Source organism: Candidatus Avelusimicrobium caledoniensis (assembly GCF_902756455.1).
Classification (GTDB): domain Bacteria; phylum Elusimicrobiota; class Elusimicrobia; order Elusimicrobiales; family Elusimicrobiaceae; genus Avelusimicrobium; species Avelusimicrobium caledoniense.
In genome coordinates, this window is the sequence record NZ_CACVRB010000006.1 from 1 (window position 1) to 22,035 (window position 22,035).

Genomic DNA, 22,035 nt, shown 5'->3' on the forward strand with positions numbered 1-22,035 from the left:
CATCGGTTTTGAGTGCTCCCGCACACAAAACCACTTCCCCCGCCGGGGTGGAAGTCAAACAACAAGTGGCTTTACGCTTATTGAATTACTCGTCGTCGTCTTAATTATCGGCATTTTGGCGGCGGTGGCGTTGCCGCAATACCAAAAAGCGGTAGCAAAAGCACACTCAGTGCAAGCACTTACGCTGCTTAAATCATTGGGGCAAGCGGCCGACACGTATCTTTTAGCCAACGGCGAAATGCCTTCTTCCTTTGAGGAACTGCCACTTGAAATAAATAACTGGACGGGAACAACCGCTTGGTATGTATCCGGGAATGATACGATTGATACCCGCTCTAATGGAGAATGGTCTTTGCAACTTCATACAACGGGTTTATATATAGGCCTTATTGACGGACCTTACAAAGGGGCCGGCTTTGCCTATTATACCACCGATAATTACTACCACATGCCGCAACAGCAAATTTTGTGCATGGAACGAAAATCAGGTGGCACGGTCTTTGAGAAAACACAAGGGGACTATTGCAGTAAAATTATGAAAGGCACTTTTTTGGGAAATCACACCAGCGTACACACGTGGACGCTTAACTAATTTTTCACACCGTTTTTGGCGCAAAATTTCGCAAGCGTGCATTTTCCGCACGCAGGTTTACGCGCCGGGCAAATACTGCGCCCGTGTAAAATAAGCGCAATCGCCACCCATCCCCAATACTTATACGGGATAAGTTTTGTCAGGTCTTTTTCCACTTTAACGGGATCGGTTTGTTGGGTAAGCCCCAAGCGAAAGGCAAGCCGTTTGACGTGTGTATCTACCACAATGCCCGCCGGTTTTTTGAAATAATCGCCGAGCATCACGTTCGCCGTCTTACGCGCTACGCCGCGCAAGGTAAGCAAATCATCCATATTTTGCGGCACTTCGCCGCCGTACACGTCACAAATACGTTTGGACATTTCTATTAGGGAAAGCGCCTTGCTATGATAAAACCCCGCCGAGTGGATAATTTTTTCCACGTCTTTAATATCGGCTTTGGCTAAATCATACACGGTAGGATATTTTTTGAATAAATGCGGCGTAATGGTATTGACGCGTGCATCCGTGCACTGGGCCGATAAAATGACCGCACACAACAGCTCCCACGCGCTTTTATGGTGCAAGGGGATCACGTGCTTGGGATATAATTTTTTTAATTCTTTGAGTAGCGGCTCTACGGGCAGTTGTTTTTTAATCACGGTTAACCCCTTTACACACATAGCACGCAAACAAAATAATTAAATTGACTAAAATAATCGCCGCGCCCGACGGGATATTCAGCACAAACGACGCGTACACCCCCACCCACACGCTCGCCACGCCAAAAGCGGCCGCTAACCACAGCACCTGTTTAAACGTGCGCGACACCAGCAACGCGCTAACGGGCGGAATAATAATCAGTGCGGAAATTAAAAATATCCCCACCACCTTAAACGATAGCACCACCGCCACAGACGTAATTAGCACCAGTGCGGTATTAACCGCGTGCGTCGGCACGCCGCGCGTATGGGCAAAGGCCTCATCAAAACACGTAGCCGTGAGCAAGCGGTAAAACGCCAAAATGCTGCCCGCCACTCCGGCTAAAAGTAGTCCGCACAAAACGGTTTCGCCCGACGTAACCGTTAAAATACTGCCGAACAAATAACCCAGCAAATCGGTATTAAACCCGCCCGCAAGCGCAGTTAAAAGTAGCCCGACCGACAGCCCCGCCGCGCTGATAATACCGATAGCGGCGTCGCCGTAAATTTTGAATTTTTGCGTCAGTTTCATAATACCCAAAGACGCCGCCATCACCACCGGAATAGACACATACACCGGGTTTCCGCCCGCTAGCAACGCCACCGCCACCCCTGTCAAACACACATGGCTCATACCGTCGCCGATTAAAGACAAGCGTTTTAATACCAAAAATACACCCAAGAGCGCGCAAGCGGCCGCCACCAAACTGCCGGCCAATAGTCCGCGCCAAACAAAACCGTAACTTAAAAACTCAATCATGGTGGCACTCCTTGCAATCGGCTCCGAGCGGACAATGCCCGTGTGTGTTGTGCAAATGGTCAATGGTGTGTTGGGCAAAGGGACCCAGTTTTTGGGCGACTTTTTCGGAATGGCAAAATTCTTCCTTCGTGCCAAAAAACACAAGCGATTTATCCACATACATAAATTTAGAAATATATTTTCCCACCTCACCGGTGTCGTGGGTGATGAGCAAAATAGTCGTATGGTGTTTGGTATTAAGTTCGCCAAGTAAATCAAAAAACATCTCGCGCGACTGCGCGTCTAACGCGGTAGACGGCTCGTCTAAAATTAAGAGTTGCGGCTTGCTGACAAGCGCGCGCGCCAAGAGCACGCGTTGTTGTTGGCCGATAGATAAATCGTTAAACAAACGCCCGGCGTATTTACGCGTGCGGGTTTGTTGCATGGCGTCATATACTTCTTTTAATTCGTTGCGGCCGACGCTTGCACCGCGACCCGGGAGGCCCATGAGCACCACTTCTTCGGCGCAAATGGGAAACCGCGTCTGCGCCACCGGGCTTTTTTGGGCCAAATAACCAATTTTATTCCACCCGGTAAATTTTTCTAGCGGCGTGCCAAACAGGTTAATTTCGCCCTTACCTTTTTGCAACCCGAGCAAGACTTTTAGCAAGGTAGTTTTCCCGCCGCCGTTAGGCCCGATGAGTCCAATATAATCGCCCGCTTCCACGGTAAAAGATATATTTTCCAACACCGGCAAGCGTGTATAAGCAAACGTCAAATTTTTCGCGCTGATTACTTCTGACATGTAAGCCCCTCTTGTAAACTAGCTAAATTACGGCGCATAAAATCTTCGTACGTAACCGTGCGGTTAAAATCATCTTTGGATACGTCTTCTATCGTGTATAAAGGTAAAATTCGCGCACCCGTTTCGGCGGCGACCGTTTGGGCTAAGCGCGGCGAAACGGCCTGCTCGGTAAACAGTGTTTTTACGTGAGCCGCGCGGATGTGTTTGACCAGTTCGCTGAGTTTGCGCGCGGAATGCTCCCCGTCGTGCGACGTGCCCGCCAAGGCCGTAAGCGATAAATGATACCTCTTCGCGAGTGCCCCAAACGCCAAATGCCCCACGTGCACCACTTCGCGGCTTTCGCACGAAGATAACCCGCGGGCGTAGTCCATATCCAACACCGCCACGTTTTGTTCAAACTGTTTTAAATTTTTCTCGTAAACGGGCGCGTTTTGCGGGTCCATTTCGCTAAGTGTTTTCTCAAGCGCGCGCGCCATATCCACGGCCGCGCTGAAATTCATCCATACGTGCGGATCATCCGACGGCGGTAAACCGTCCGCCAACGCCACCACGCGCGTATCTTTTCCCACCGCGCCCAGTACGTCCTTGACCCACGGCTCTAACTTATCAGACACATACACAAACACGCGCGCGTTGTGTACGGCAATTAAACTACCCGGCGAGGGCTCAAAGCTGTGCGGCTCGGCTCCCGGCGGTAAAAGCATTTGCACGGGAAGTAGCCCGCCGCCGATTTCGCGCGCCAAAATATACGGCACATAGCCCGACGTGACAAGTACCGGTTTTTGCGCGCTTGGCACTTTGCGGGCGTGCTTAAACCAACACAAGCCGACTATCAACAATACAATAAAAATTAAAAAGAAAACGGTTTTTTTCATACTCTATATATTATACGATTTCACACGACTTTACGCGTCAAGCCCGCCCCGGAAATTTACTATAATGAAAAATATGAGTTACTTTTTAGCATTTTGTTTAGCCCTGTGTTGGGGCACGGCTTTTTTGGCCTCCAAAAATATGGTGGACGCACTGCCGCCGTGGTGGAGTACGTTTTTTAGGGTACTGGCGGGGCTTGTGTTTTTAGGCATTTATTATGCGTTGCAACGCAAAAACCTGAAATGTCCGGCGCGCGAGTTATGGCGTCCGTGGACGATCGGGCTACTACTGATTTTACTGCCGTTTGCCGCGCTCTCGTGGGGGCTTCAATACACCGCCCCTACCGTAGCGGGTATTTTTAACGGAACGGTACCGATATGGAGTTTTATTGCCGGGGCTATTTTGTTAAAAGGGGTGGACCGCTTTACGTGGCGGCGCGCCAGCGGCGTGCTACTGGGGTTGATCGGTTTACTTGTTATTATGTGGCCCAAAATTCAAACGGCCCTAAACGGTCCAAGTAATAAAATGGCCCTTCTGGGGTATATGGCGTTATTAGGCATGGCACTCAGTTACGGTTTGGGCAACGTACTGACTAAAAAAATTATGGTGGACAGTAACGCCGTCTCTTTAGAAGCCAATACCTTTCATCAATATTTATTCGCGGCGGTCGCGCTGGGAATAGTTGCGTTTATTTTAGAGCCGGTACCGCCCGTGAGTGCGTTTACGGGCAAAGTAATTGTGTCTATTATTTGTGCGGGTGTTTTTTCGTCGGCGGTAGCGTTTCTGCTGATGGTAGCCCTTATCCAACGCTGGGGAGCAACGCGGATGTCCAGCGTAACCTATTTCTCCCCAATAATTGCCATGTTTACCGATGTTTTGTTTCGCCACCGCCCGCCGGTGGGCGCGGAACTTGTCGGTATGGGGCTCATCTTTATCAGCTTGTGGCTGATACAAAAGAAAGTGGACGCAAACTAACCTCCATATTATTTGAACAAAAAAAGTCCAAGCTGCACAACAGGCCCTTACGGGCCTGTTTTTGTTTTATTAAATCACGGCATAATTTTTGCAAGCTGATAAATTTCACTTGACAGATCAAAAAAAAAAACGATAATAAAGTGTCAGTAAAAAAACAACAAAGGAGCAAACAATATGAAAAACACTCAAGCATTTACGCTTATTGAACTATTAGTTGTTGTGTTAATCATCGGCATTTTGGCGGCGGTGGCTCTGCCGCAGTATCAAAAGGCAGTGCTTAAATCACGCGTCACACAGGTCATTCCGCTCATCCGCGCCGTAGCCGATGCCCAACAAGTATATTTTTTAGCTAACGGAACGTATGCCGAAAACGTAGACGAACTGGGGGTAGATTTTACGTGTCCCAACGGTTGGACGTGCTATGTGGGTACTGATTCTTCCGGAGGTAAATTACCCAAAGTGGAAGCGTCTCATAACGATTCCCAAATATCCATAATCTTATATTATGGGAAACCGACCAATTCGGCACTAGCGGAATTGGAAAATAAAATGTACTGTTGGGCTTCAACTTCCGACACAAAAGGAATCAATGTTTGCAAAACTTTCGGGCCGGAATTAGGTTCTACTGCCGCCGGAAAACGCTACCTTATTCAATAAAAAGATCCCGCTTTTCTCGTCATCCCATCAAGTTTTTATACGGGACACAAAAAAGCGGGACTCTATTTTATTGCTTACCAAAGCCGATTATTTCTTGGCTTTTTTCTCGGCGGGTTTTTCTTCGCCCGCGGGTTTCCCGTCGTAGTGATGACCGAGATATTTGACATACAATTTGTCTTCAATCTCAGCCGCCAATTCCGGGTTGTCCTTTAAATACTGGCGCGCGTTGTCGGCCCCTTGCCCGAGTTTTTCATCCCCGTACAAGAACCAACTGCCGCTTTTTTCAATGATTCCGGCTTCCACGCCTTTGTCAATAATGCACGCTTCGCGCGAAATACCTTGACCTAAAATCATCGTAAATTCGGCTTGGCGGTAGGGCGGCGCTACTTTGTTTTTGGTGACTTTGGCGCGCACGCGCGTGCCGATAATTTCGTCGCCTTTTTTCAAGTTTTCAATGCGGCGCACGTCAATACGCACAGACGCATAAAATTTCAAAGCGAGCCCACCGGGTGTTGTTTCCGGGTTACCGAACATCACGCCGATTTTTTGGCGCAACTGGTTAATGAAAATAATGCTCGTTTTGGTTTTGTTGAGTAAACTGGTCAATTTGCGAAGTGCTTGGCTCATCAGGCGCGCTTGCAAGCCGACGTGCGCGTCGCCCATTTCGCCTTCAATTTCCGCTTGCGGCACAAGCGCGGCTACCGAGTCCACCACGATTAAATCAATCGCGCCCGAGCGCACCAATTTTTCCGCAATCTCTAAGGCCTGTTCGCCGGAATCAGGTTGCGACACCAAGAGTTCATCCACATTGACGCCCAAATTTGCGGCGTACACCGGATCTAAGGCGTGTTCGGCGTCAATAAAGGCAACCGTCCCGCCGAGCTTTTGCGTTTGCGCGGCTACGTGCAAGGAAAGCGTCGTTTTACCGCCGGCTTCCGGCCCGTAAATTTCAATTACGCGCCCGCGGGGAAGCCCCCCCACTCCCAGCGCCAAATCTAACGACAGCGCACCGGTGGGGATAGCTTCTACTTTTTGTACCGAGCCGCTGCCTAATTTGCAAATGGCTTCTTTGCCGAAGGCCTTTTCAATTTGGCCCAAGGCGAGGTCTAATGCTTTTTGTTTGTTTGCGTCCATATTGTCCTCCAAAAATTATGCATTTACAGGTTGTTTGCGTTTGACTTTCGCACCCGCAAAAGAAAGCTTGCGGGCATCTTTATCTAAGTCTACAATAATTTTAGTACCCGCGGCATAGTGACTCTTTAAAATGTTTTCGGCAAGCGGGTCTTCCAGTTCGCGTTGTAACGTGCGGAGCAACGGGCGCGCTCCAAATTTCTCGTCAAAGCCGCGTTCTACTAAGAAATCTTTGGCCGCCTGGGTCAGTTCAAGGGTCAGCTGTTTATCGGCCAACTTCCGGCTGACTTCTTTTAGGCCCAAGTCCAAAATCGCGCCGATGTTTTCTTTGTTAAGCGAGTGGAAAACAACGATTTCGTCAATACGGTTGATAAATTCCGGGTTGAACGTCTTTTTCACTTCGTCCATGACGTTTTGGCGCATATCTTGGTACTCGTCTTCCGCACTTTGGCGGGCGGCAAAACCGAGCTGGCTGCCTTTGTTGGTAATCTCACGCGCGCCGACGTTGGACGTCATAATAATTACGCAGTTTTTAAAACTGACTTTGTGGCCTAAGTTGTCTGACAACGCTCCCTCATCTAACACTTGTAATAAAATGTTGTAAATATCGGGGTGTGCTTTTTCCAACTCGTCCAATACCACCACGCTATACGGGCGGCGGCGCACGGCTTCGGTCAGCTGGCCGCCCTCTTCATAACCCACATAACCGGGCGGCGCGCCGATGAGGCGCGAAACGGCAAATTTTTCCATATACTCAGACATATCCAACCGGATCATTGCATCTTCATCGCCAAACAAGAACATGGCCAGACTTTTGGCGAGTTCGGTCTTTCCCACGCCTGTGGGCCCCAAGAACAGAAATCCGCCGATCGGACGGTTGGGATTGCCCAGCCCGGTGCGGTTGCGGCGAATCGCTTGCGACACAACCCGCACCGCATCATCTTGCCCGATGATACGCTCGTGTAAGAGCTCTTCCATGTGTAAAATCTTTTCCGTTTCGCTTTGCGTCATGCGCGTAACGGGAATGCCCGTCCATTTAGACGCCACGAGCGCGATATCTTCTTCCGTCACTTCCGGCACGGTTTTACCGTGTTCTTTTTGCCATTCTTCTTTTAAGTGGTCAATGTAATTTTTAAGACGGTCTTCCGTGTCTTTGGCGGCGGCGGCTTTTTCAAATTCTTTATTAGCTAAGGCCTCGTCTTTTTCCAGTATGGCTTGGTTATATTCAGCTTGTTTTTGTTTGATTTCCGGCGGCAAGATAGAATTTTTAAGCCGCGCGCGGGCTCCGGCCTCGTCAAACAAATCTAAGGCCTTATCGGGCAGAGCGCGGTCGGAAATATAGCGGTCGGAAATAGACGCCGCGGCCATGATAGCACCGTCGGTATATTTGACCTTATGGTGCGTTTCGTATTTGGCGCGCACGCCTTTTAAAATAGCAACCGTTTCATCTACGTCCGGCGGCTCAATAACAACCGGCTGAAAGCGGCGTTCCAAGGCGGTATCGGTTTCCACATATTTGCGGTATTCGTCAAAGGTGGTCGCGCCGATGCACTGCACTTCGCCGCGGGCCAAGGCGGGCTTTAACATATTGGACGCGTCCATGGAACCTTCTGCCGCGCCTGCGCCGATAATAGTGTGCAGCTCGTCAATAAAGATGATAGCGTCTTGCGCGGCGGCCATTTCGTCAATGATATTTTTAAGGCGTTGTTCAAACTCGCCGCGGTATTTGGTACCGGCAATTACCGACGCCATATCTAAGGCAAGCAGACGTTTGCCGGATAACAAATCGGAAATTTCCCCACGGGCAATTTTTTGGGCGAGCCCTTCCACAATAGCCGTCTTACCCACGCCCGGCTCGCCGATAAGCACCGGATTGTTTTTGGTGCGGCGGGCGAGAATTTGCACCACGCGTTCAATTTCTTCTTCACGCCCGATGACAGGGTCCAACTTATGTTGGGCGGCCAACTGCGTGAGATCGCGCGTATATTCGTCCAATGTGGGCGTTTTAGATTTCTTGTTTGTGTTGGTTTTATTCTCTTGCTTAGCAAACGGGGCTAAATTGATTTCTTGTGCGGCGGCGGTATTTTTCTCAGCCAAATCGTCGGCGTTGGCGTTCCCTAAGAAAGTAAGCACGGCCTCGCGGATAGCCGGCAGTGATAGCCCGAGATTTTCCAAAATCTTCCCGGCCATGCCTTCTTCTTCGTGGATGAGCCCCAGCAAAATATGTTCCGTACCGATGTGTTCCGTACCTAAAATTTGTGATTCTTCCACGGAAAATTCCAACACCGCTTTAGCACGCGGTGTGAACGGAATTTCGCCCAAGAGCATAATGGTATCGCCGATACCGACCATTTTTTCAATTTCTTGGCGCACCTTGCGAAACGTAACGCCCAAGCCGGACAAAATTTTGTGCGACACCGTACCGTCAATGGCACTCAGCCCGAGTAAAATATGCTCCGTGCCGACGTAATCGTGGTTTAAGCGTTTGGCTTCTTCCTGTGCGATGAGAATAATTTTTTGTGCATTTTCAGTAAATCGTTTGGCCATAAATACCCCTCAAAAACAAGTACCTTTATTATATAAAAAATAACGGACGACGCGGAATTTGAAAACCAAACGATATTATTATTTCTTCCCAATAACATGCCTTTAACGGTTTATAAAGATGTTACAGAATAACACGAAGTCCCCTTTGCGGAAGATAACATCAAAAGCATACAGAGGTTTTAGGCCTCTTTGCCCGTACGGCGAGTACCCCCGGCAAGGGGGTTGACAAATCAAAAAAAAAAACGATAATAAAGTGTCGGAAAAAATACAAGGAGCAAACAATATGAAAAACACTCAGGCATTTACGCTGATAGAATTATTAGTAGTAGTCCTCATCATCGGTATTTTGGCGGCGGTGGCGCTGCCGCAGTACCAAAAAACAGTGGAAAAAGCCCGCATAGTGGAAGCGGTTACACTGGTACGGGCTATCGCTGACGCACAACAAGTTTATTTTATGACCAACGGAGAATATGCTACGGGATTAGACCAATTAGATATTGAAATACCCGGAAGTCCTTACGCGGACCGCATCAAAACCAAATACTTTATTTATAATGCCGGAAATGCGGGAGCACCGGGGTCCATCGCTATCGCCCAACGGGTACCCTATAATGAGGCATATTTCATTTGGATCCAAAAAAATGAGCCCAATAAAATTATATGTAACCCAGGTCTTTCGCCAACAAACATCCAACGCAAGTTATGCCAGCAATTAAGAGAGACCGGTTCCCTATAACATTTTAGCCCTATCCCCAATTTTGCTATAATACCTATTATGCAAAATGCTTTGGATAGGGCTAAAAAAGTAAAAGCCATTTTAACCGACGTGGACGGAATTTTAACAGACGGAAAAGTTAACTTTTTCCTCAATTCCGCCGGGAAAATAGAAGAATTTAAATCTTTTAACACGCAAGACGGCATCGCCGCCATTTTATGCCGCCAGGCGGGCATTACGTTGGGCATCATCACGGGCCGCCGCCACGAAACTACCGTCCACCGCGCAAGCGCGCTCGGTTATACCTATATTTATCAAGGTTTTTTATCCAAACTCGGCCCGTTAGAGGATATTTTAAAGCGCGAGAATTTAACCCCGGACCAAATTGCCTACATCGGCGACGATATTACCGATTTACCGCTACTTAAAAAAGTCGGCTTTGCGGCCACGGTAGCTAACGCCGTGCCGCAAGTAAAAGAGGCCGCGCACTTCGTAACCACCCGCGTCGGGGGCGACGGATCGTACCGCGAAATTATTGATTTTATTTTGCACGCGCAAGGGAAATTGGACACGCTTATTCAAAACTCCCAAAACGGATGGCAACTGCCCGCAAAACCCCAATTACAAATTATTACTTCCCAAGAAGGACTTGCCTAATATGCCAAAAGGAAAATTTATCGTCTTAGAAGGGCCGGACCGCTGTGGCAAATCCACGCAAGCCAAATTGCTCATCAATTACTTGATTGAACAGGGCAAAGACGTGTTGTTAACCCGCGAGCCGGGCGGCACAGATACCGCCGAGCGCATCCGGCAAATGGTGTTAGAGCCGGGCGTAAACATTACCCCCATGGCCGAGCTATTTTTGTACGAGGCATCCCGCGCCCAACACACGCAAGAGAAAATTTTGCCCGCCTTAGAGGCCGGCAAAACCGTCATTTGCGAACGCTACACCATGTCCACCTGTGCTTATCAAGGGTACGGCCGCGGCATTGATTTAAAAATTATTGATACGCTTAATAAAATCGCCACGCTGGGGCTCACGCCCGATCTAACGCTTGTTTTTTTAATGTCAGACAAGTATTTTACCGAACGCGGCGAATATTTATTTTCCGATCGGTTGGAGCAGGAAGACCTTGCGTTCCGCCAAAAAATGCGTCAGGGATATTTGGATATGATCAAACGCACCCCCAACGCTTATTTGGTAGATGCCGACAAACATATTAACGATATCCAAGTTCAAGTGCGCCAACTGTTAAACAAACACCAAATTTAAGTATGCCGTTAGCTGATATTTTAGGCCAACAAAAAGCCACCGATTATTTAAAAACGCTCGTTAAAAACGGACGCGTACCGGGGGCGTTTTTATTTTACGGCCCGGCGGGCGTAGGCAAGGCCAAAACGGCTTTAGAGTTTGCTAAGGCCTTAAACTGTTTAGACCCGCAAGCCCGCGCTCAAGGCGAGGCCTGCGGCACGTGCGCCAACTGTAAAGCGATCAGCCAACATACACACCCGGACGTCGTATTTGCCGATTTTTTGTATCAGGCCAGGTTGGAAATTAAAAAAGATTTTGAGTCCAATTCTTACGAAGAAGAACTGGAAAAAGAACTCGCCAAGCAACAACACATCAAAATTGACACCATCCGCAACGTTACCGCTAAAGCACAGCAGAAGTCTGTGGGCGGCGGGTATAAAGTCCTTATTATTGATGCGGCCCAAACCATGGAAAAAGGAGCCGCTAACGCGTTACTTAAATTTATTGAAGAACCGCCGCAAAAAACCGTGTGGATTTTGATTACTTCCAAACGTACGGCTATGTTACGCACGATTTTGTCGCGCTGTCAGCCGCTTGCGTTTGCGCCGCTGTCGCAAGAAAATGTGAAAAAAATTTTGCAAGATAACCAACTTGCGACCGAAAACCCCTCTCTATGCGCCCAATATAGTGCGGGCTCTGTTTCCGGCGCGTTAAAAGCCGACGGCGCACTCTCTTTATTGCAAGAAGCCGGGTTAGGTCCGCGCGGTTGCAGCCCGCAAGGTCCGGCCGCGGTGGTAGCCGGTTTACCCCGCACACTTGTAACGGCACGCCAAGAGGCCCAAGCTGTGTTGGACGTGCTTTTGCAAGTACTGCACACGGCATGGACCAACGCCCAAGACGACGAGACCCAACGCCGCTACGCTAAAACCTTACAACAATTTGAAAATTATAAACGCAGTTTAAACCGCAACGTTTCCCCCGCTTTGGTGTTGGAAACGGCACTTTGCAGTTTAGACGGCTTACCTATACCCTTATTTGAAACGGAGAACTAAATGACTAAAAAATTCTATTTAACAACCCCTCTTTATTACGTCAATTCCGTGCCGCACATCGGCCACGCGTACACGACAATAGCGCAAGATATTTTGGCCCGCTACAAACGCCAGCAGGGTTTTGACGTGCATTATTTAACGGGCACGGACGAACACGGTGCCAACATTGAAAAAACCGCCGCCGCCAATAATGTTTCCCCCAAACAATGGGCCGACAGCGTAGCCGCCAAATACAAAGAAATGTGGAAAACATTAAACATTTCGTACGACGATTTTATCCGCACTACCGACCCATACCACGAACACGTCGTGCAAGCTATTTTTGAAAAATTACTCAAAACGGGCGATATTTATTTGGGCTCCTATTCGGGCAAGTATTGCATGTCGTGCGAACAATACTACAACGACAGCGAAATTTTAGAAGGCAATTTATGCCCCGTGCACAAACGCCCCTTAACCGAAGTGCACGAAGAAACATATTTCTTCAAACTCTCGCGCTATGAAAAACCCTTGTTAAAATACTACGAAGAACACCTGGAGTTTTTAAGCCCCAAAACACGCGCCAACGAAATCATCAATTTCGTCAAAGGCGGTCTGCAAGATTTATCCGTTACGCGCACGAAAGTCGCGTGGGGGATCCCGGTGCCCAGCAACCCCAAACACACCATTTACGTGTGGTTTGATGCGCTGATTAACTACATTTCCGGTGCGGGCTTTGGCACGCACATCTGCGACGACAAACAAGAGCACGAAGCACAACTGAAAAAAATCGGCGTAGAGAAATTTGAAGATTTATGGCCGGCCGATTTACACATGGTGGGCAAAGAAATTTTCCGCTTTCATACGGTTATTTGGCCCGCGGTACTCATGGCCTTAAATTTGCCGCTTCCCAAAAAAGTGTTCGCACACGGTTGGTGGACGGTAGAGGGTGAGAAGATGTCCAAATCGCTGGGCAACATTGTAAACCCCGCCGAAGTGGCCGAGAAATACGGCGTGGACCCAGTACGCGCGTTTTTATTTCGCGAAGTACCCTTCGGGCAAGACGGCGATTTTTCCATGGAAAGTTTTAAAAACCGCTATAATTCCGACTTGGCTAACAACATCGGCAACTTGCTTTCGCGCACGCTGAATATGGCGGCTAAAAACATCGGCGATTTGCCGGAAACGATTACCGGCGATTACAAATTACTTGCCAAAGCCGGCGAGGTGGAAAAAATTATTGACGCGGCATATGATGAGCTGGCCTTTGACAAAGTGTTAGAGCAAATTTACGGCTTTGCCAGCGACTTAAATAATCCCGCCGCCACCAAAGAAGTTTTATTGGAGTTAGTGGCGTGCTTGCGTTACGTAGCCAAGTGGCTCACGCCCTTTATGCCGACGATCGGCCCCGAAATGGCGCGCCGCTTACAACCCGGAAAGATTGAAAAATACCCGCCGCTTTTCCCGCGGTTGGAAAAATAAAAATTATTAAAAGCAATGAAACAGGCCACCTAAAAAGTGGTCTGTTTTTTTCTTATTTGATGTCAAGCCCCTCGCAAATTTGCGAGGGGCTTGACAAATCAAAAAAAAAAACGATAATAAAGGGACGAAAAAAATACATGAGGAGATTATTATGCAAAGAAATATAAACGTAGGTCAGGCTATGCCTGACAATGCCTCGCAAGAGGCATGTAACCTTATGTTAGTCAGAGCCTGCCCCGGAAGGTTTCTGTCCGGGGGTTCACCTGACCTAGTAACTACAAAATCGGCCCAACCCCGTCAGGCAAAGCCTGACCTACATGGATTGCAACAGGGCGGCTTTACGCTTATTGAACTTTTGGTAGTTGTTCTCATTATCGGCATATTGGCGGCGGTCGCGCTCCCGCAATATCAAAAAGCGGTAGAGAAAAGCCGCGGCACACAAGCACTTACGCTACTTAAATCGTTGGGTCAAGCACAAGAGGCCTATTATTTAGCTAACGGACAATACGCCACTACATTTGAAGAATTAGCGATTGATTTACCCGCCGGGTGGACACCGACCGACAATCAATCTGGCTCTTACTCCGATACACATACAAACCAACAATGGAATATTTATATCGTAACGATTCCAGATCTAAAGGGGAGCATCTGGCTAGGGCGAAAAACCGGCCCGTACGCGGGTGTAGGACTGGGTTACCGCCCGATGAATATTTCTTCACAAGAAGAAAAAGACAAGGGCATTATTTGCTCCGAAATTGTCCGTTTGCATACCGATCCGGGAATGTATTGCGAGAAAATCTTACGTGGTACTCTATACAAAACAAGTGCATACAGATTCTATACACTGCCTTAACTCAAATCAATCAAGTGCCAGTTTTTCTGGTACAGCTCTTGCAGTTTTCGTCTAAAAAGCGCGTGCTCGGGCTTAATTAAGCCCGGGTCTTGCGATAAAAGTTCGTCGCGGTCTTGTATGGCTTGATATAAAATATCGCGGTCCTTAAAAATATCCCCCGCCTTAAATTCAAGCTCGCCCGATTGGCGCGTACCTAAAATTTCGCCCGGGCCGCGCAGTTGCATATCGCGCTCACCGATTTTGAATCCGTCGCGCGTGGCGCAAATAATATCCACCCGTTCTTTGGCTACGCTCCCCGCGTGCTGGGGCACCAACACACAATAGCTTTGATGTTCCCCGCGGCCCACGCGCCCGCGTAACTGGTGCAAACTGGCTAGACCAAAACGCTCGGCGTTTTCAATGACCATGACGGTAGCGTTTTTGACGTCAATACCTACTTCTATCACGGGAGTCGCTACTAAAATATCGGTCTGGTGCGCGGCAAAATCGGCCATGATTTTTTCTTTTTCCGCTTGCGTCATTTGCCCGTGGAGCATAGACAAACGAAACTGCGGGAACACTTTTTTTAACTTTTCAAATTCTTCCGTAACGGCCTTGGCGGAAATTTTTTCGCTCTCTTCAATCAGCGGAAAAACGATATACGCTTGCCGTCCGTTTGACACTTCTTCGCGCACGCGGTCGTAAGCGAGTTTTGGGGTAGCCGTTTCGGTAATAATGGCTTGCCGGCCCGGCGGAAGTTCGCTAATTGTGGACACTTCCAAATCGCCGTAAAACGCCAACGCGAGCGTGCGCGGGATCGGCGTAGCCGTCATGGTTAGTAAATCTAATTTGGCGGTTTTTTCTTTAAGTTTACTTCGCTGTTTAACACCAAAGCGGTGCTGTTCGTCAATGACCGCCAAACGCAAATTGTGAAATTTTACATCGTCTTGTATCACGGCATGCGTGCCGATTAAAATATGTAGCGTGCCGTCCGCCAGTTCTTTCAAAATTTTCTTACGCGCCGCGGCTTTGGTACTGCTTGTCAGAACTGCTACATTTACAGGTAGCCCCGCCAACATTTTCTTAAATGTAAAATAATGTTGCTCAGCTAAAATTTCCGTCGGAGCCATGAGCGCGGCCTGATACCCGTTTTCTACCGCCAAGAGCATCGCACACAGCGCGACGACCGTCTTACCCGATCCCACATCGCCTTGGAGCAAGCGGTTCATCGGGCGCACGGAACATAAATCAGAAAAAATTTCGTTGATTACTTTGCGTTGGCTGTTTGTAAATTCAAATCCTAAATTTTGACGAAAGGGCGACAATAAATTTTTTTTGATTTCGTACGAATAATCTTTGGCTAAAATTTTTGTTTGCGTGCGTTTAATGCCCCATGCTGTGGCAAGCAGCAAAAATTCTTCGTAGGCAAGGCGTGCGCGCGCACTTGTGAGCTCGGCGAGCGAATTAGGAAAGTGAATTGCTTTTAGCGCTTGCGGCGCGCTTAACAATTTGCGCTTTTGCAAAAGCGCGGGCGGTAAAATTTCCGGCTCGCCGGCTAATGCGGAAGTTTGCAACGCCTCGTGCACAAAGAGCCGAAATTGTTTGTTAGTCAGCCCGTCCGTCAGTGCGTAAACGGGCGTCAAACGCCCGGCGTGCAATTCGGTCAAAACGTCGTCAGCGGCGTACTGTTCTTCCACAGTAATTTTATTGCCGAAAAAATTATTTTTATTCTCGCGCCGCCCGATTACCCATACTTCGCTGCCTATGTGAAAATCTTTTTTAAGTGTGCCGAACGGATCAAAATTATACCGCCCGAACGTGCGTTTTTTAAACCAAGTACACTCAATTTGGTTGCCTTTTTCATCTTCCAAAAACGCCTTAAAAATCAGCACACTGCGAGCGGGTACCGTTTGCGTGCGCAACACGCGCCCTTTAAATACGACGAGCGAATCGGAGTTATACTCGTTAGGCGGCATACCCAAGCGGCGGTCCTGATACGTGCGCGGATAGTAGTGCAACAGATCTTCCACCGTCGCAATTTCCAGTTTTTCAAACAGTTTGGCTTTCGCCGGGCCGATACCTTTTAAGTATTGAATTTGTGTAGGCGCGTTCATATTTTTATTTTACCAATAATCAGACGTATGCGAAACGAGGGTTTATTTCCCAAACACATCTTTGTCGCGCAGTTTGCGGTGATAGGTAATAGCAAAACGGTGGACTTCGTCGCGTATTTCCATCAAAAGATTTAACGCCGGGTCGCCGATAGGCAGTTTGATACTTTCGGCCGCGCCGGGCAGATAAATGCCCTCGTGCGTTTCGGCAAGCGCAATAAACGGGATATACATATCCGCGCGCTCAAAAGCATTTAGCGCGGCGGTAATTTGGCTTTTGCCGCCGTCTAACAAAATCAAATCGGGCGCGTGTGACGGGTCGCGCTTGATTTGGCGCAGGCGGCGGTAAACGCTTTCTTCCATCATCGTAAAATCACTTCCGCCGCGCTCGGGCAGTTTGGAGCGAATTTTAAAACGGCGGTAATGTTCGTGGTTTTTCTCGCCGTTAATGTAGCACACCATGCAGCCCACGGCCTCGCGCCCGAACAGGTGCGAGTTATCAAACGCCTCAATATGTGCGGGCAATTTTTTAAGTCCAATCACTTCGGCCAACCGCTTTAATTTATCGGTATTTTGCATGGCCGTGGTAATTTTTTCTTCTTTAAATTTTCCCACAATCACACGCTCTTTCATGTGTTCTATCGCTTGCAGAAAGTTACGGAACACCGCCGCTTTTTCATACTCCATTTTACCCGAGTATTCGTGCATTAAAGCGGTCATTTTTTCGGTAATATCGCCAAAATTTCCGTCTAAAAACACCGCCATACGCTTAGCCAATGCGCGGTAATCTTCGTACGAAATTTTCCCCGCACACGGCGCGGGGCACTGGCCCGTGTGATAATAAATACACGTGTTGATTTTGACGGGTGCAAGCGGTTTTTCGCGTGAAAAACTCCAGTGGCACGGACGTAGCGGCGCGTATTTGCTTTTCCATAAAAACCGCATTAAACTGCGTACAATGTACGATTTGGGATACGGCCCGAAATAGAGGTCTTTGCCTTTGAGCACGCGGCGGGTAAACACGAGCCGCGGGTAATCTTCGCTCGTCGTAATTTTAAGGTACGGATAGCTTTTGCCGTCTTTGCCTAACGAATTAAAAAACGGCTGATATTCTTTGATAAGTTTATCTTCCAGCACGAGCGCGTCGCGTTCGCTGTCGCACGTGATGTAGTCAATTTTGGCAATCAGCGGGAGTAAACTGGGCAACTTCCACCCGCGCGAATAGAGATTAGATTCTTGGAAATACTGCTTGACCCGATCGGACAAATTTTTTGCTTTGCCGACATAAATAATCGTGCCCGATTTATCGCGCATAATATATACGCCGGGGCTTTTGGGTAAGATATCAATTCGCGGATCCATAGGTATAGTATAACATTTACCGCATAAAGCGACCCGATAAACATACCCCTCACCCGACCTCCGGCCACCCTCTCCCGCAAGGGGCGAGGGAATAAAAGAAAGTAGCCCGTGCGGCAAGGGGCGTTGCAGAATAACACGAAGTTCCCCCTTGGCAGAAGATAACATCATAAGTAAACAGCGGTTTTAGGCCGCTCTGCCCGGCCCGGCGAGGGCCTTGACAAATCAAAAAAAAAAACGATAATAAAGGGACGGGAAAAATAATAAATAAATGTCATTCCAAACTTGATTTGGAATCTCACCTCTTTCTAAAACAACCATAAGGTGAGATCCTGAATCAAGTTCAGGATGACAATAGTATTAAGGAGCAAACAATATGAAAGACACAAAAGCATTTACACTTATAGAATTATTGGTAGTTGTACTCATCATCGGCATTTTGGCGGCGGTGGCCTTGCCGCAATATCAAGTAGCCGTAACCAAGGCACGCATCGCTCGGCTAATGCCGTTACTGAAAATGTTACGCGATGCACAAGAATCGTATTATTTGGCAAATGGTACACTCGCTGATACCTTTGATGCGTTAGACATGGATATCCCTACCCCCAACAGCATAACAGCCGTTAATACCCAATATGGTGAAATGGCCCACTATGCTGATTATTCCCTTAGACTACGTTCTACCAGCAAAATTGCCTATATAGAAACGGCCGATATTTTGTTGGGAATTTATTTACCGGGTTCGGCTGAAAACGCTTGCACTTCTAAAAAAATTGCTATCGTCGGGCAAAGTAAAACAACGGCTAATAAAGCAATCCGCGCGTTGGGCGGAACAATATACACAATTATTAACACCACGAATTACTATTGTGTCCCCTAATCCTTGACCGCTGCCTTACAAATTAACTATAATATATGTACCGATTTTTGTATAGAGGAATTATTACAAATGGCAAAATTAAAAACTGGTAGACACACTAGCGCAATCAAAGCGCAACGCCAAGCCGAAAAAAGAACTTCCGCCAATAAAGGGCTAATCAAAAAAGTTCGCTTGGCTACTAAAACCGTAAAAGCGTCCGCTGCTAAAAAGGCCGCTACGCTTAAAGACGATTTGAAAAAGGCAAATTCTTGCATTGACAAGGCCGCCAAAAAGAAAACCATTCACTGGAAAACGGCCGCCCGCAAGAAATCTCGCTTGGCTAAAGCCGCCAACAAAGCCAAATAATACGGTTTTGCTAGACAAGACGCCCCGCGCAAGCGGGGCGTCTTTTTTGCGCCACCGCTTTTACGCCTTACCGCCTTTTATATTAAACGCGCAAAAAACAACGGCAGACAAACGTCTGCCGTTGTTGTCCAAGCAAAAACCTTAGCAAGCTATTTATTTTTCTCTAGGTCCGCGCGCACTTTTTCAAACAAGTTACTGGCCGTAGCGCGGGCCAAGAACGCTTCCCACTCCTGTTGGGTGAGTTCAAAGTCGTCCATGACCGTATAAGAGAGTTCTTTAGCAATATCTTTGCCCGTCTTGCCCAATTTGGCATATTCGTTTTCCAACTCCACGTAGCGGCTGGCAATGGCATAGTCAATTTCGTCTTGCGAATAAGCAGACGGCTCGGCAGGCGTTTTCTGTTCCTCTTGCGTAAGCGTATTGGTATCGGTAATGCCCGATACATTTTGCTCTTGCAAAGGTTCTTCGGCGGGGGTTTGATTATCCGTCGCGTTCGGCTCGGTGCGAAGCGGCTTATCGCCAGACGGAGTAAACATTTCGCCATGATCATCGGCATCTACCGGTTGGGCAATTTGGCTATCCGTTACATTGGTAACGCGCCCCATTAAAAAGTTGGAACACGCCGACGGATTTACAATAAAATAAATACTTAGAATAATAAAAACTAAGACAGCGGCTTTAACTAAAATTTTCAACACAATTTTTCCTCCTTATTTTCTTAAATCATACAATATTTATTTTACTTTTTGGGTAGCGGCATCATGACGCTGTAATTGTTGCACGCTTTGCACAAATTGCGGATTAGACAGAATCTGTTGTACCTTTTTAGCAAAATTAGGGTCTTGCATGTGTTTAGATACCACGGCTTGTATTTGCGGGTTATCTTTCAAAAGTTGGCGGATATCCCCTTTACTAAGCGAACTTAAATCTACGGCTTGACCGTTAGTTACTTGGGATAATTCTTGGTTAAACGATTTAATTTCCGGCTCGTTTTTATAGTCTTGCACAATGGAGCGCAAGGTATCCTTGGCTTGGCGCACTTCTTCTTCGGCAGATAACGGCGCATCTTCCAAAAATACGGCTTGCGCCGCAGCGGCTTTGTCCGCAGCCGGTTTTGGCTCGGGCGCAACGCCGTTTTCTGGCAAGATATTTATACTGGTTGCGTCGGCCGGGAGCACCACCGGGGCTTGCACCAACTCGGCCTGCGGCGCAGCTAATGACACCGGCACATCTTGGAAAGAGAACGCCGCATCTGCTTGCTGTTGGCGTTCTTCTTCCCACTGGGCCACTTTGGCTTGGTAAAACTGATAGCCGCGGACCGCGCCCATATATAAGAGCGCGGTTACCATAATAACAATTAACAAGCGGCTGGTTTTTGACATTATTTCACAAGTTCAATCAGTTCAATATCAAACACTAACACCGAACCCGCCGGGATACGCCCGATCGGGCGGTTGCCATAGGCGGTGTCTGACGGGCAAACAACCGTCGCGCGCGCGCCGGTTTTTAATTGTTGCACCGCTTTGGTCCAGCACGGGATCACGTCGGTCAGACGCGTTTGGAACGCTTCGCCGCGATCGCGCGAACTGTCAAATTTCGTACCGTCAATAAGCGTACCGACGTAATGCACCTTAACCGTGCTGTCGGCTTTGGGGTTTTTGCCTTTGCCGGGTTTGGCTAGTTTCACCATAGCCCCGTTATCCAATACTTTCACGCCTTTTTCTTTTTTAAAGTTTTCCAAATACGCTTGTTGCTCGGTTTGGCGTTTGGCGGCAATGGCTTTGGCATCGTCTTGGTACTTTTGGATAATTTGCGGTTTGTATTTCTCCAAGTCGGTTTGCGGTTTTTTGTTGAGCAGTGTATCGCGCATCCCTTGAGAAACGGCCTTATAATCATCTTCGTTATCCAAGATGAGTTGTGTTTTCAAATTATCTCCCAGCAGAAACCCGAGCGAATAGAGCATTTTGTTGCGTTCGGCCGGGTCAGCGGCGGTAGCCGCCGGCGTTTGCGGGGCGGCTTTCTCTTCAGCCCAGGCAAAAAGCGGGAAAATAAGTAACGAAAGTGCGATTATTTTTTTCATAAGATTCTCCTAACGGGTTTTCAAATACGCTTCCAAGCGCGCGGTAATTTGTTTGGCGGCTTGTTCTCCGGCGGCTTCCATACTGCGGCGCAACGAATCGGCCGCGCGCGAAGTTCCGGCCCGTTCAAATACGTTAAAGCGGGCAATCGTTACGTCGCGGGTAGCATCTACCAAACTCACAGCCGCACTGCTGGAGCACCAAACGAGGCCTTGTACTTTTTTGGAATCATACCCGTCCACATCGGTAATAATTTCCACGGACAGTTCTTTATCCGGGTCGGAAATATCCACCACACCAAGACCCATTTGGTTTAAAGCGTCAACAATGTGAGTAATCATCACTTTGCTTTCGCGGCCCTGCACATCCACCCCCACAAGTACGGCGGCCATTTTTTCTTTGAGCGCGTTTTTATACGGGCGGAAAGATTCGGGTGCATATCCTTGATGATCGGGTGATAAAAATTGGTACGTTTCGTCCAACAGGGTCCGGCGCGCCACAAGCGGCTGCATGCGGTAGGCGGTGCGCAAGTCGGCCAGCGGCTCTGTGGGCGACGTAAATTGTGCGGCTAACGCCCCTAATTTACCGTCTAATTGGTTCATTTCCGGTGCTAAAATCCTCATCGCATTGTTGCGGGAAAGTACCGCCAACGCAAAGTAATGTTTTTGCTCCGTAGATTTATCACGCCACACTTTATCCACGTTGGCGTTTGCCATCAGGTCGGTCAGCAGGCGGTCCTTTTCCATATCCGGGGCATTTTTAATAAGCGCTTGGCGCATATTATCCAAGGCCTTTTGGGACGCGGCGTCCTTGGTGTCGCCCTCGCCCGCTACAACGTAATACTTGGCCGCGTCGTATTTAGACGTCTGATACGAAACGGTATTTTTATTCAAGCTCGTGCACGCACTAAGCATAAGCACGGCACTTAAACATACGATTATTTTTTTCATA

Annotated in this window: 23 protein-coding genes; 11 read left to right on the top strand and 12 right to left on the bottom strand. The window is 48.2% G+C overall.

Annotation, left to right across the window (positions count from 1 at the left end; all coding sequences use genetic code 11):
* A partial coding sequence (locus ACQY2W_RS02230; RefSeq protein WP_428048956.1) for a type II secretion system protein occupies positions 1-592 on the top strand: 592 nt, incomplete at its 5' end.
* Here ACQY2W_RS02230 and nth read toward each other — a convergent pair.
* From nth to ACQY2W_RS02250, 4 genes are read right to left on the bottom strand one after another with little or no spacing between them, the layout of a single operon-like run.
* Positions 589-1,251, bottom strand: coding sequence for an endonuclease III (nth, locus tag ACQY2W_RS02235; RefSeq protein ID WP_428048957.1), 663 nt, complete (start codon positions 1,249-1,251; stop codon positions 589-591). The two genes, ACQY2W_RS02230 and nth, sit on opposite strands and share 4 nt — an antisense overlap.
* Positions 1,223-2,029, bottom strand: coding sequence for a metal ABC transporter permease (locus ACQY2W_RS02240; RefSeq protein WP_428048958.1), 807 nt, complete (start codon positions 2,027-2,029; stop codon positions 1,223-1,225). The genes nth and ACQY2W_RS02240 overlap by 29 nt, the downstream gene beginning before the upstream one ends.
* Positions 2,022-2,813 carry a metal ABC transporter ATP-binding protein gene (locus ACQY2W_RS02245; protein WP_428048959.1) on the bottom strand — a complete coding sequence of 264 codons (792 nt, stop codon included), beginning with the start codon at positions 2,811-2,813 and terminating at the stop codon, positions 2,022-2,024. Before ACQY2W_RS02245 ends, ACQY2W_RS02240 begins: the two co-directional genes overlap by 8 nt.
* Positions 2,801-3,688, bottom strand: coding sequence for a metal ABC transporter substrate-binding protein (locus ACQY2W_RS02250; protein ID WP_428048960.1), 888 nt, complete (start codon positions 3,686-3,688; stop codon positions 2,801-2,803). Before ACQY2W_RS02250 ends, ACQY2W_RS02245 begins: the two co-directional genes overlap by 13 nt.
* A gap of 73 nt (positions 3,689-3,761) precedes the next feature.
* Here ACQY2W_RS02250 and ACQY2W_RS02255 point away from each other — a divergent pair, with 73 nt between their 5' ends.
* Both ACQY2W_RS02255 and ACQY2W_RS02260 read left to right on the top strand, forming a co-directional pair.
* A complete protein-coding gene (locus ACQY2W_RS02255) occupies positions 3,762-4,661 on the top strand; it encodes a DMT family transporter (RefSeq protein ID WP_428048961.1) in 900 nt (299 codons plus the stop codon).
* 174 nt (positions 4,662-4,835) lie between these two features.
* Positions 4,836-5,318 carry a type IV pilin protein gene (locus ACQY2W_RS02260; RefSeq protein ID WP_428048962.1) on the top strand — a complete coding sequence of 161 codons (483 nt, stop codon included), beginning with the start codon at positions 4,836-4,838 and terminating at the stop codon, positions 5,316-5,318.
* 87 nt (positions 5,319-5,405) lie between these two features.
* Here ACQY2W_RS02260 and recA read toward each other — a convergent pair whose 3' ends face one another.
* Together recA and ACQY2W_RS02270 are read right to left on the bottom strand one after the other, a co-directional pair.
* Entirely contained in the window at positions 5,406-6,452 is a 1,047-nt protein-coding gene (recA, locus tag ACQY2W_RS02265) for a recombinase RecA (RefSeq protein WP_428048963.1), read from the bottom strand.
* Between the two features lie 15 nt (positions 6,453-6,467).
* On the bottom strand, positions 6,468-8,996 hold the full coding sequence (locus ACQY2W_RS02270) for an ATP-dependent Clp protease ATP-binding subunit (RefSeq protein ID WP_428048964.1): 2,529 nt from the start codon (positions 8,994-8,996) through the stop codon (positions 6,468-6,470).
* Positions 8,997-9,279: 283 nt separating this feature from the next.
* Here ACQY2W_RS02270 and ACQY2W_RS02275 point away from each other — a divergent pair, with 283 nt between their 5' ends.
* From ACQY2W_RS02275 to ACQY2W_RS02300, 6 genes are all read left to right on the top strand, one after another.
* Positions 9,280-9,732: a type IV pilin protein gene (locus ACQY2W_RS02275; protein WP_428048965.1), complete on the top strand. Its 453-nt coding sequence runs from the start codon at positions 9,280-9,282 to the stop codon at positions 9,730-9,732.
* A 39-nt stretch (positions 9,733-9,771) separates the two neighbouring features.
* Positions 9,772-10,368: a KdsC family phosphatase gene (locus tag ACQY2W_RS02280; protein WP_428048966.1), complete on the top strand. Its 597-nt coding sequence runs from the start codon at positions 9,772-9,774 to the stop codon at positions 10,366-10,368.
* A gap of 1 nt (position 10,369) precedes the next feature.
* The gene (tmk, locus tag ACQY2W_RS02285; protein WP_428048967.1) at positions 10,370-10,984 is read left to right on the top strand and encodes a dTMP kinase; all 615 of its coding nucleotides are present in this window, start codon (positions 10,370-10,372) and stop codon (positions 10,982-10,984) included.
* A 2-nt stretch (positions 10,985-10,986) separates the two neighbouring features.
* Positions 10,987-12,015 carry a DNA polymerase III subunit delta' gene (gene holB, locus ACQY2W_RS02290; RefSeq protein ID WP_428048968.1) on the top strand — a complete coding sequence of 343 codons (1,029 nt, stop codon included), beginning with the start codon at positions 10,987-10,989 and terminating at the stop codon, positions 12,013-12,015.
* Positions 12,016-13,476, top strand: a complete 1,461-nt coding sequence (gene metG, locus ACQY2W_RS02295) for a methionine--tRNA ligase (protein WP_428048969.1) — start codon at positions 12,016-12,018, stop codon at positions 13,474-13,476.
* A gap of 151 nt (positions 13,477-13,627) precedes the next feature.
* Positions 13,628-14,332: a type IV pilin protein gene (locus ACQY2W_RS02300; RefSeq protein ID WP_428048970.1), complete on the top strand. Its 705-nt coding sequence runs from the start codon at positions 13,628-13,630 to the stop codon at positions 14,330-14,332.
* On the opposite strand, the gene recG is transcribed toward ACQY2W_RS02300, so the two are convergent.
* Entirely contained in the window at positions 14,329-16,425 is a 2,097-nt protein-coding gene (gene recG / locus ACQY2W_RS02305) for an ATP-dependent DNA helicase RecG (protein ID WP_428048971.1), read from the bottom strand. The genes ACQY2W_RS02300 and recG overlap by 4 nt on opposite strands.
* Before the next feature lie 42 nt (positions 16,426-16,467).
* A complete protein-coding gene (locus ACQY2W_RS02310; protein WP_428048972.1) occupies positions 16,468-17,784 on the bottom strand; it encodes a GIY-YIG nuclease family protein in 1,317 nt (438 codons plus the stop codon).
* Between the two features lie 373 nt (positions 17,785-18,157).
* Here ACQY2W_RS02310 and ACQY2W_RS02315 point away from each other — a divergent pair, with 373 nt between their 5' ends.
* Complete coding sequence (locus tag ACQY2W_RS02315; protein ID WP_428048973.1) at positions 18,158-18,661, top strand: type IV pilin protein; 504 nt, start codon at positions 18,158-18,160, stop codon at positions 18,659-18,661.
* 69 nt (positions 18,662-18,730) lie between these two features.
* Positions 18,731-19,006, top strand: coding sequence for a 30S ribosomal protein S20 (gene rpsT, locus ACQY2W_RS02320; RefSeq protein WP_428048974.1), 276 nt, complete (start codon positions 18,731-18,733; stop codon positions 19,004-19,006).
* Between the two features lie 149 nt (positions 19,007-19,155).
* Here the strand turns inward: rpsT and ACQY2W_RS02325 are convergent, their stop codons facing one another.
* Genes ACQY2W_RS02325 through ACQY2W_RS02340 form a run of 4 tightly spaced genes read right to left on the bottom strand, consistent with a single transcriptional unit; the run spans position 19,156 to position 22,034 of the window.
* Positions 19,156-19,704, bottom strand: coding sequence for a hypothetical protein (locus ACQY2W_RS02325; protein WP_428048975.1), 549 nt, complete (start codon positions 19,702-19,704; stop codon positions 19,156-19,158).
* 36 nt (positions 19,705-19,740) lie between these two features.
* A complete protein-coding gene (locus tag ACQY2W_RS02330) occupies positions 19,741-20,388 on the bottom strand; it encodes a hypothetical protein (RefSeq protein ID WP_428048976.1) in 648 nt (215 codons plus the stop codon).
* The gene (locus ACQY2W_RS02335; RefSeq protein WP_428048977.1) at positions 20,388-21,086 is read right to left on the bottom strand and encodes an FKBP-type peptidyl-prolyl cis-trans isomerase; all 699 of its coding nucleotides are present in this window, start codon (positions 21,084-21,086) and stop codon (positions 20,388-20,390) included. The genes ACQY2W_RS02330 and ACQY2W_RS02335 overlap by 1 nt, the downstream gene beginning before the upstream one ends.
* 9 nt (positions 21,087-21,095) lie before the next feature.
* Positions 21,096-22,034: a hypothetical protein gene (locus ACQY2W_RS02340; protein WP_428048978.1), complete on the bottom strand. Its 939-nt coding sequence runs from the start codon at positions 22,032-22,034 to the stop codon at positions 21,096-21,098.
* Between the last annotated feature and the right edge of the window lies 1 nt (position 22,035).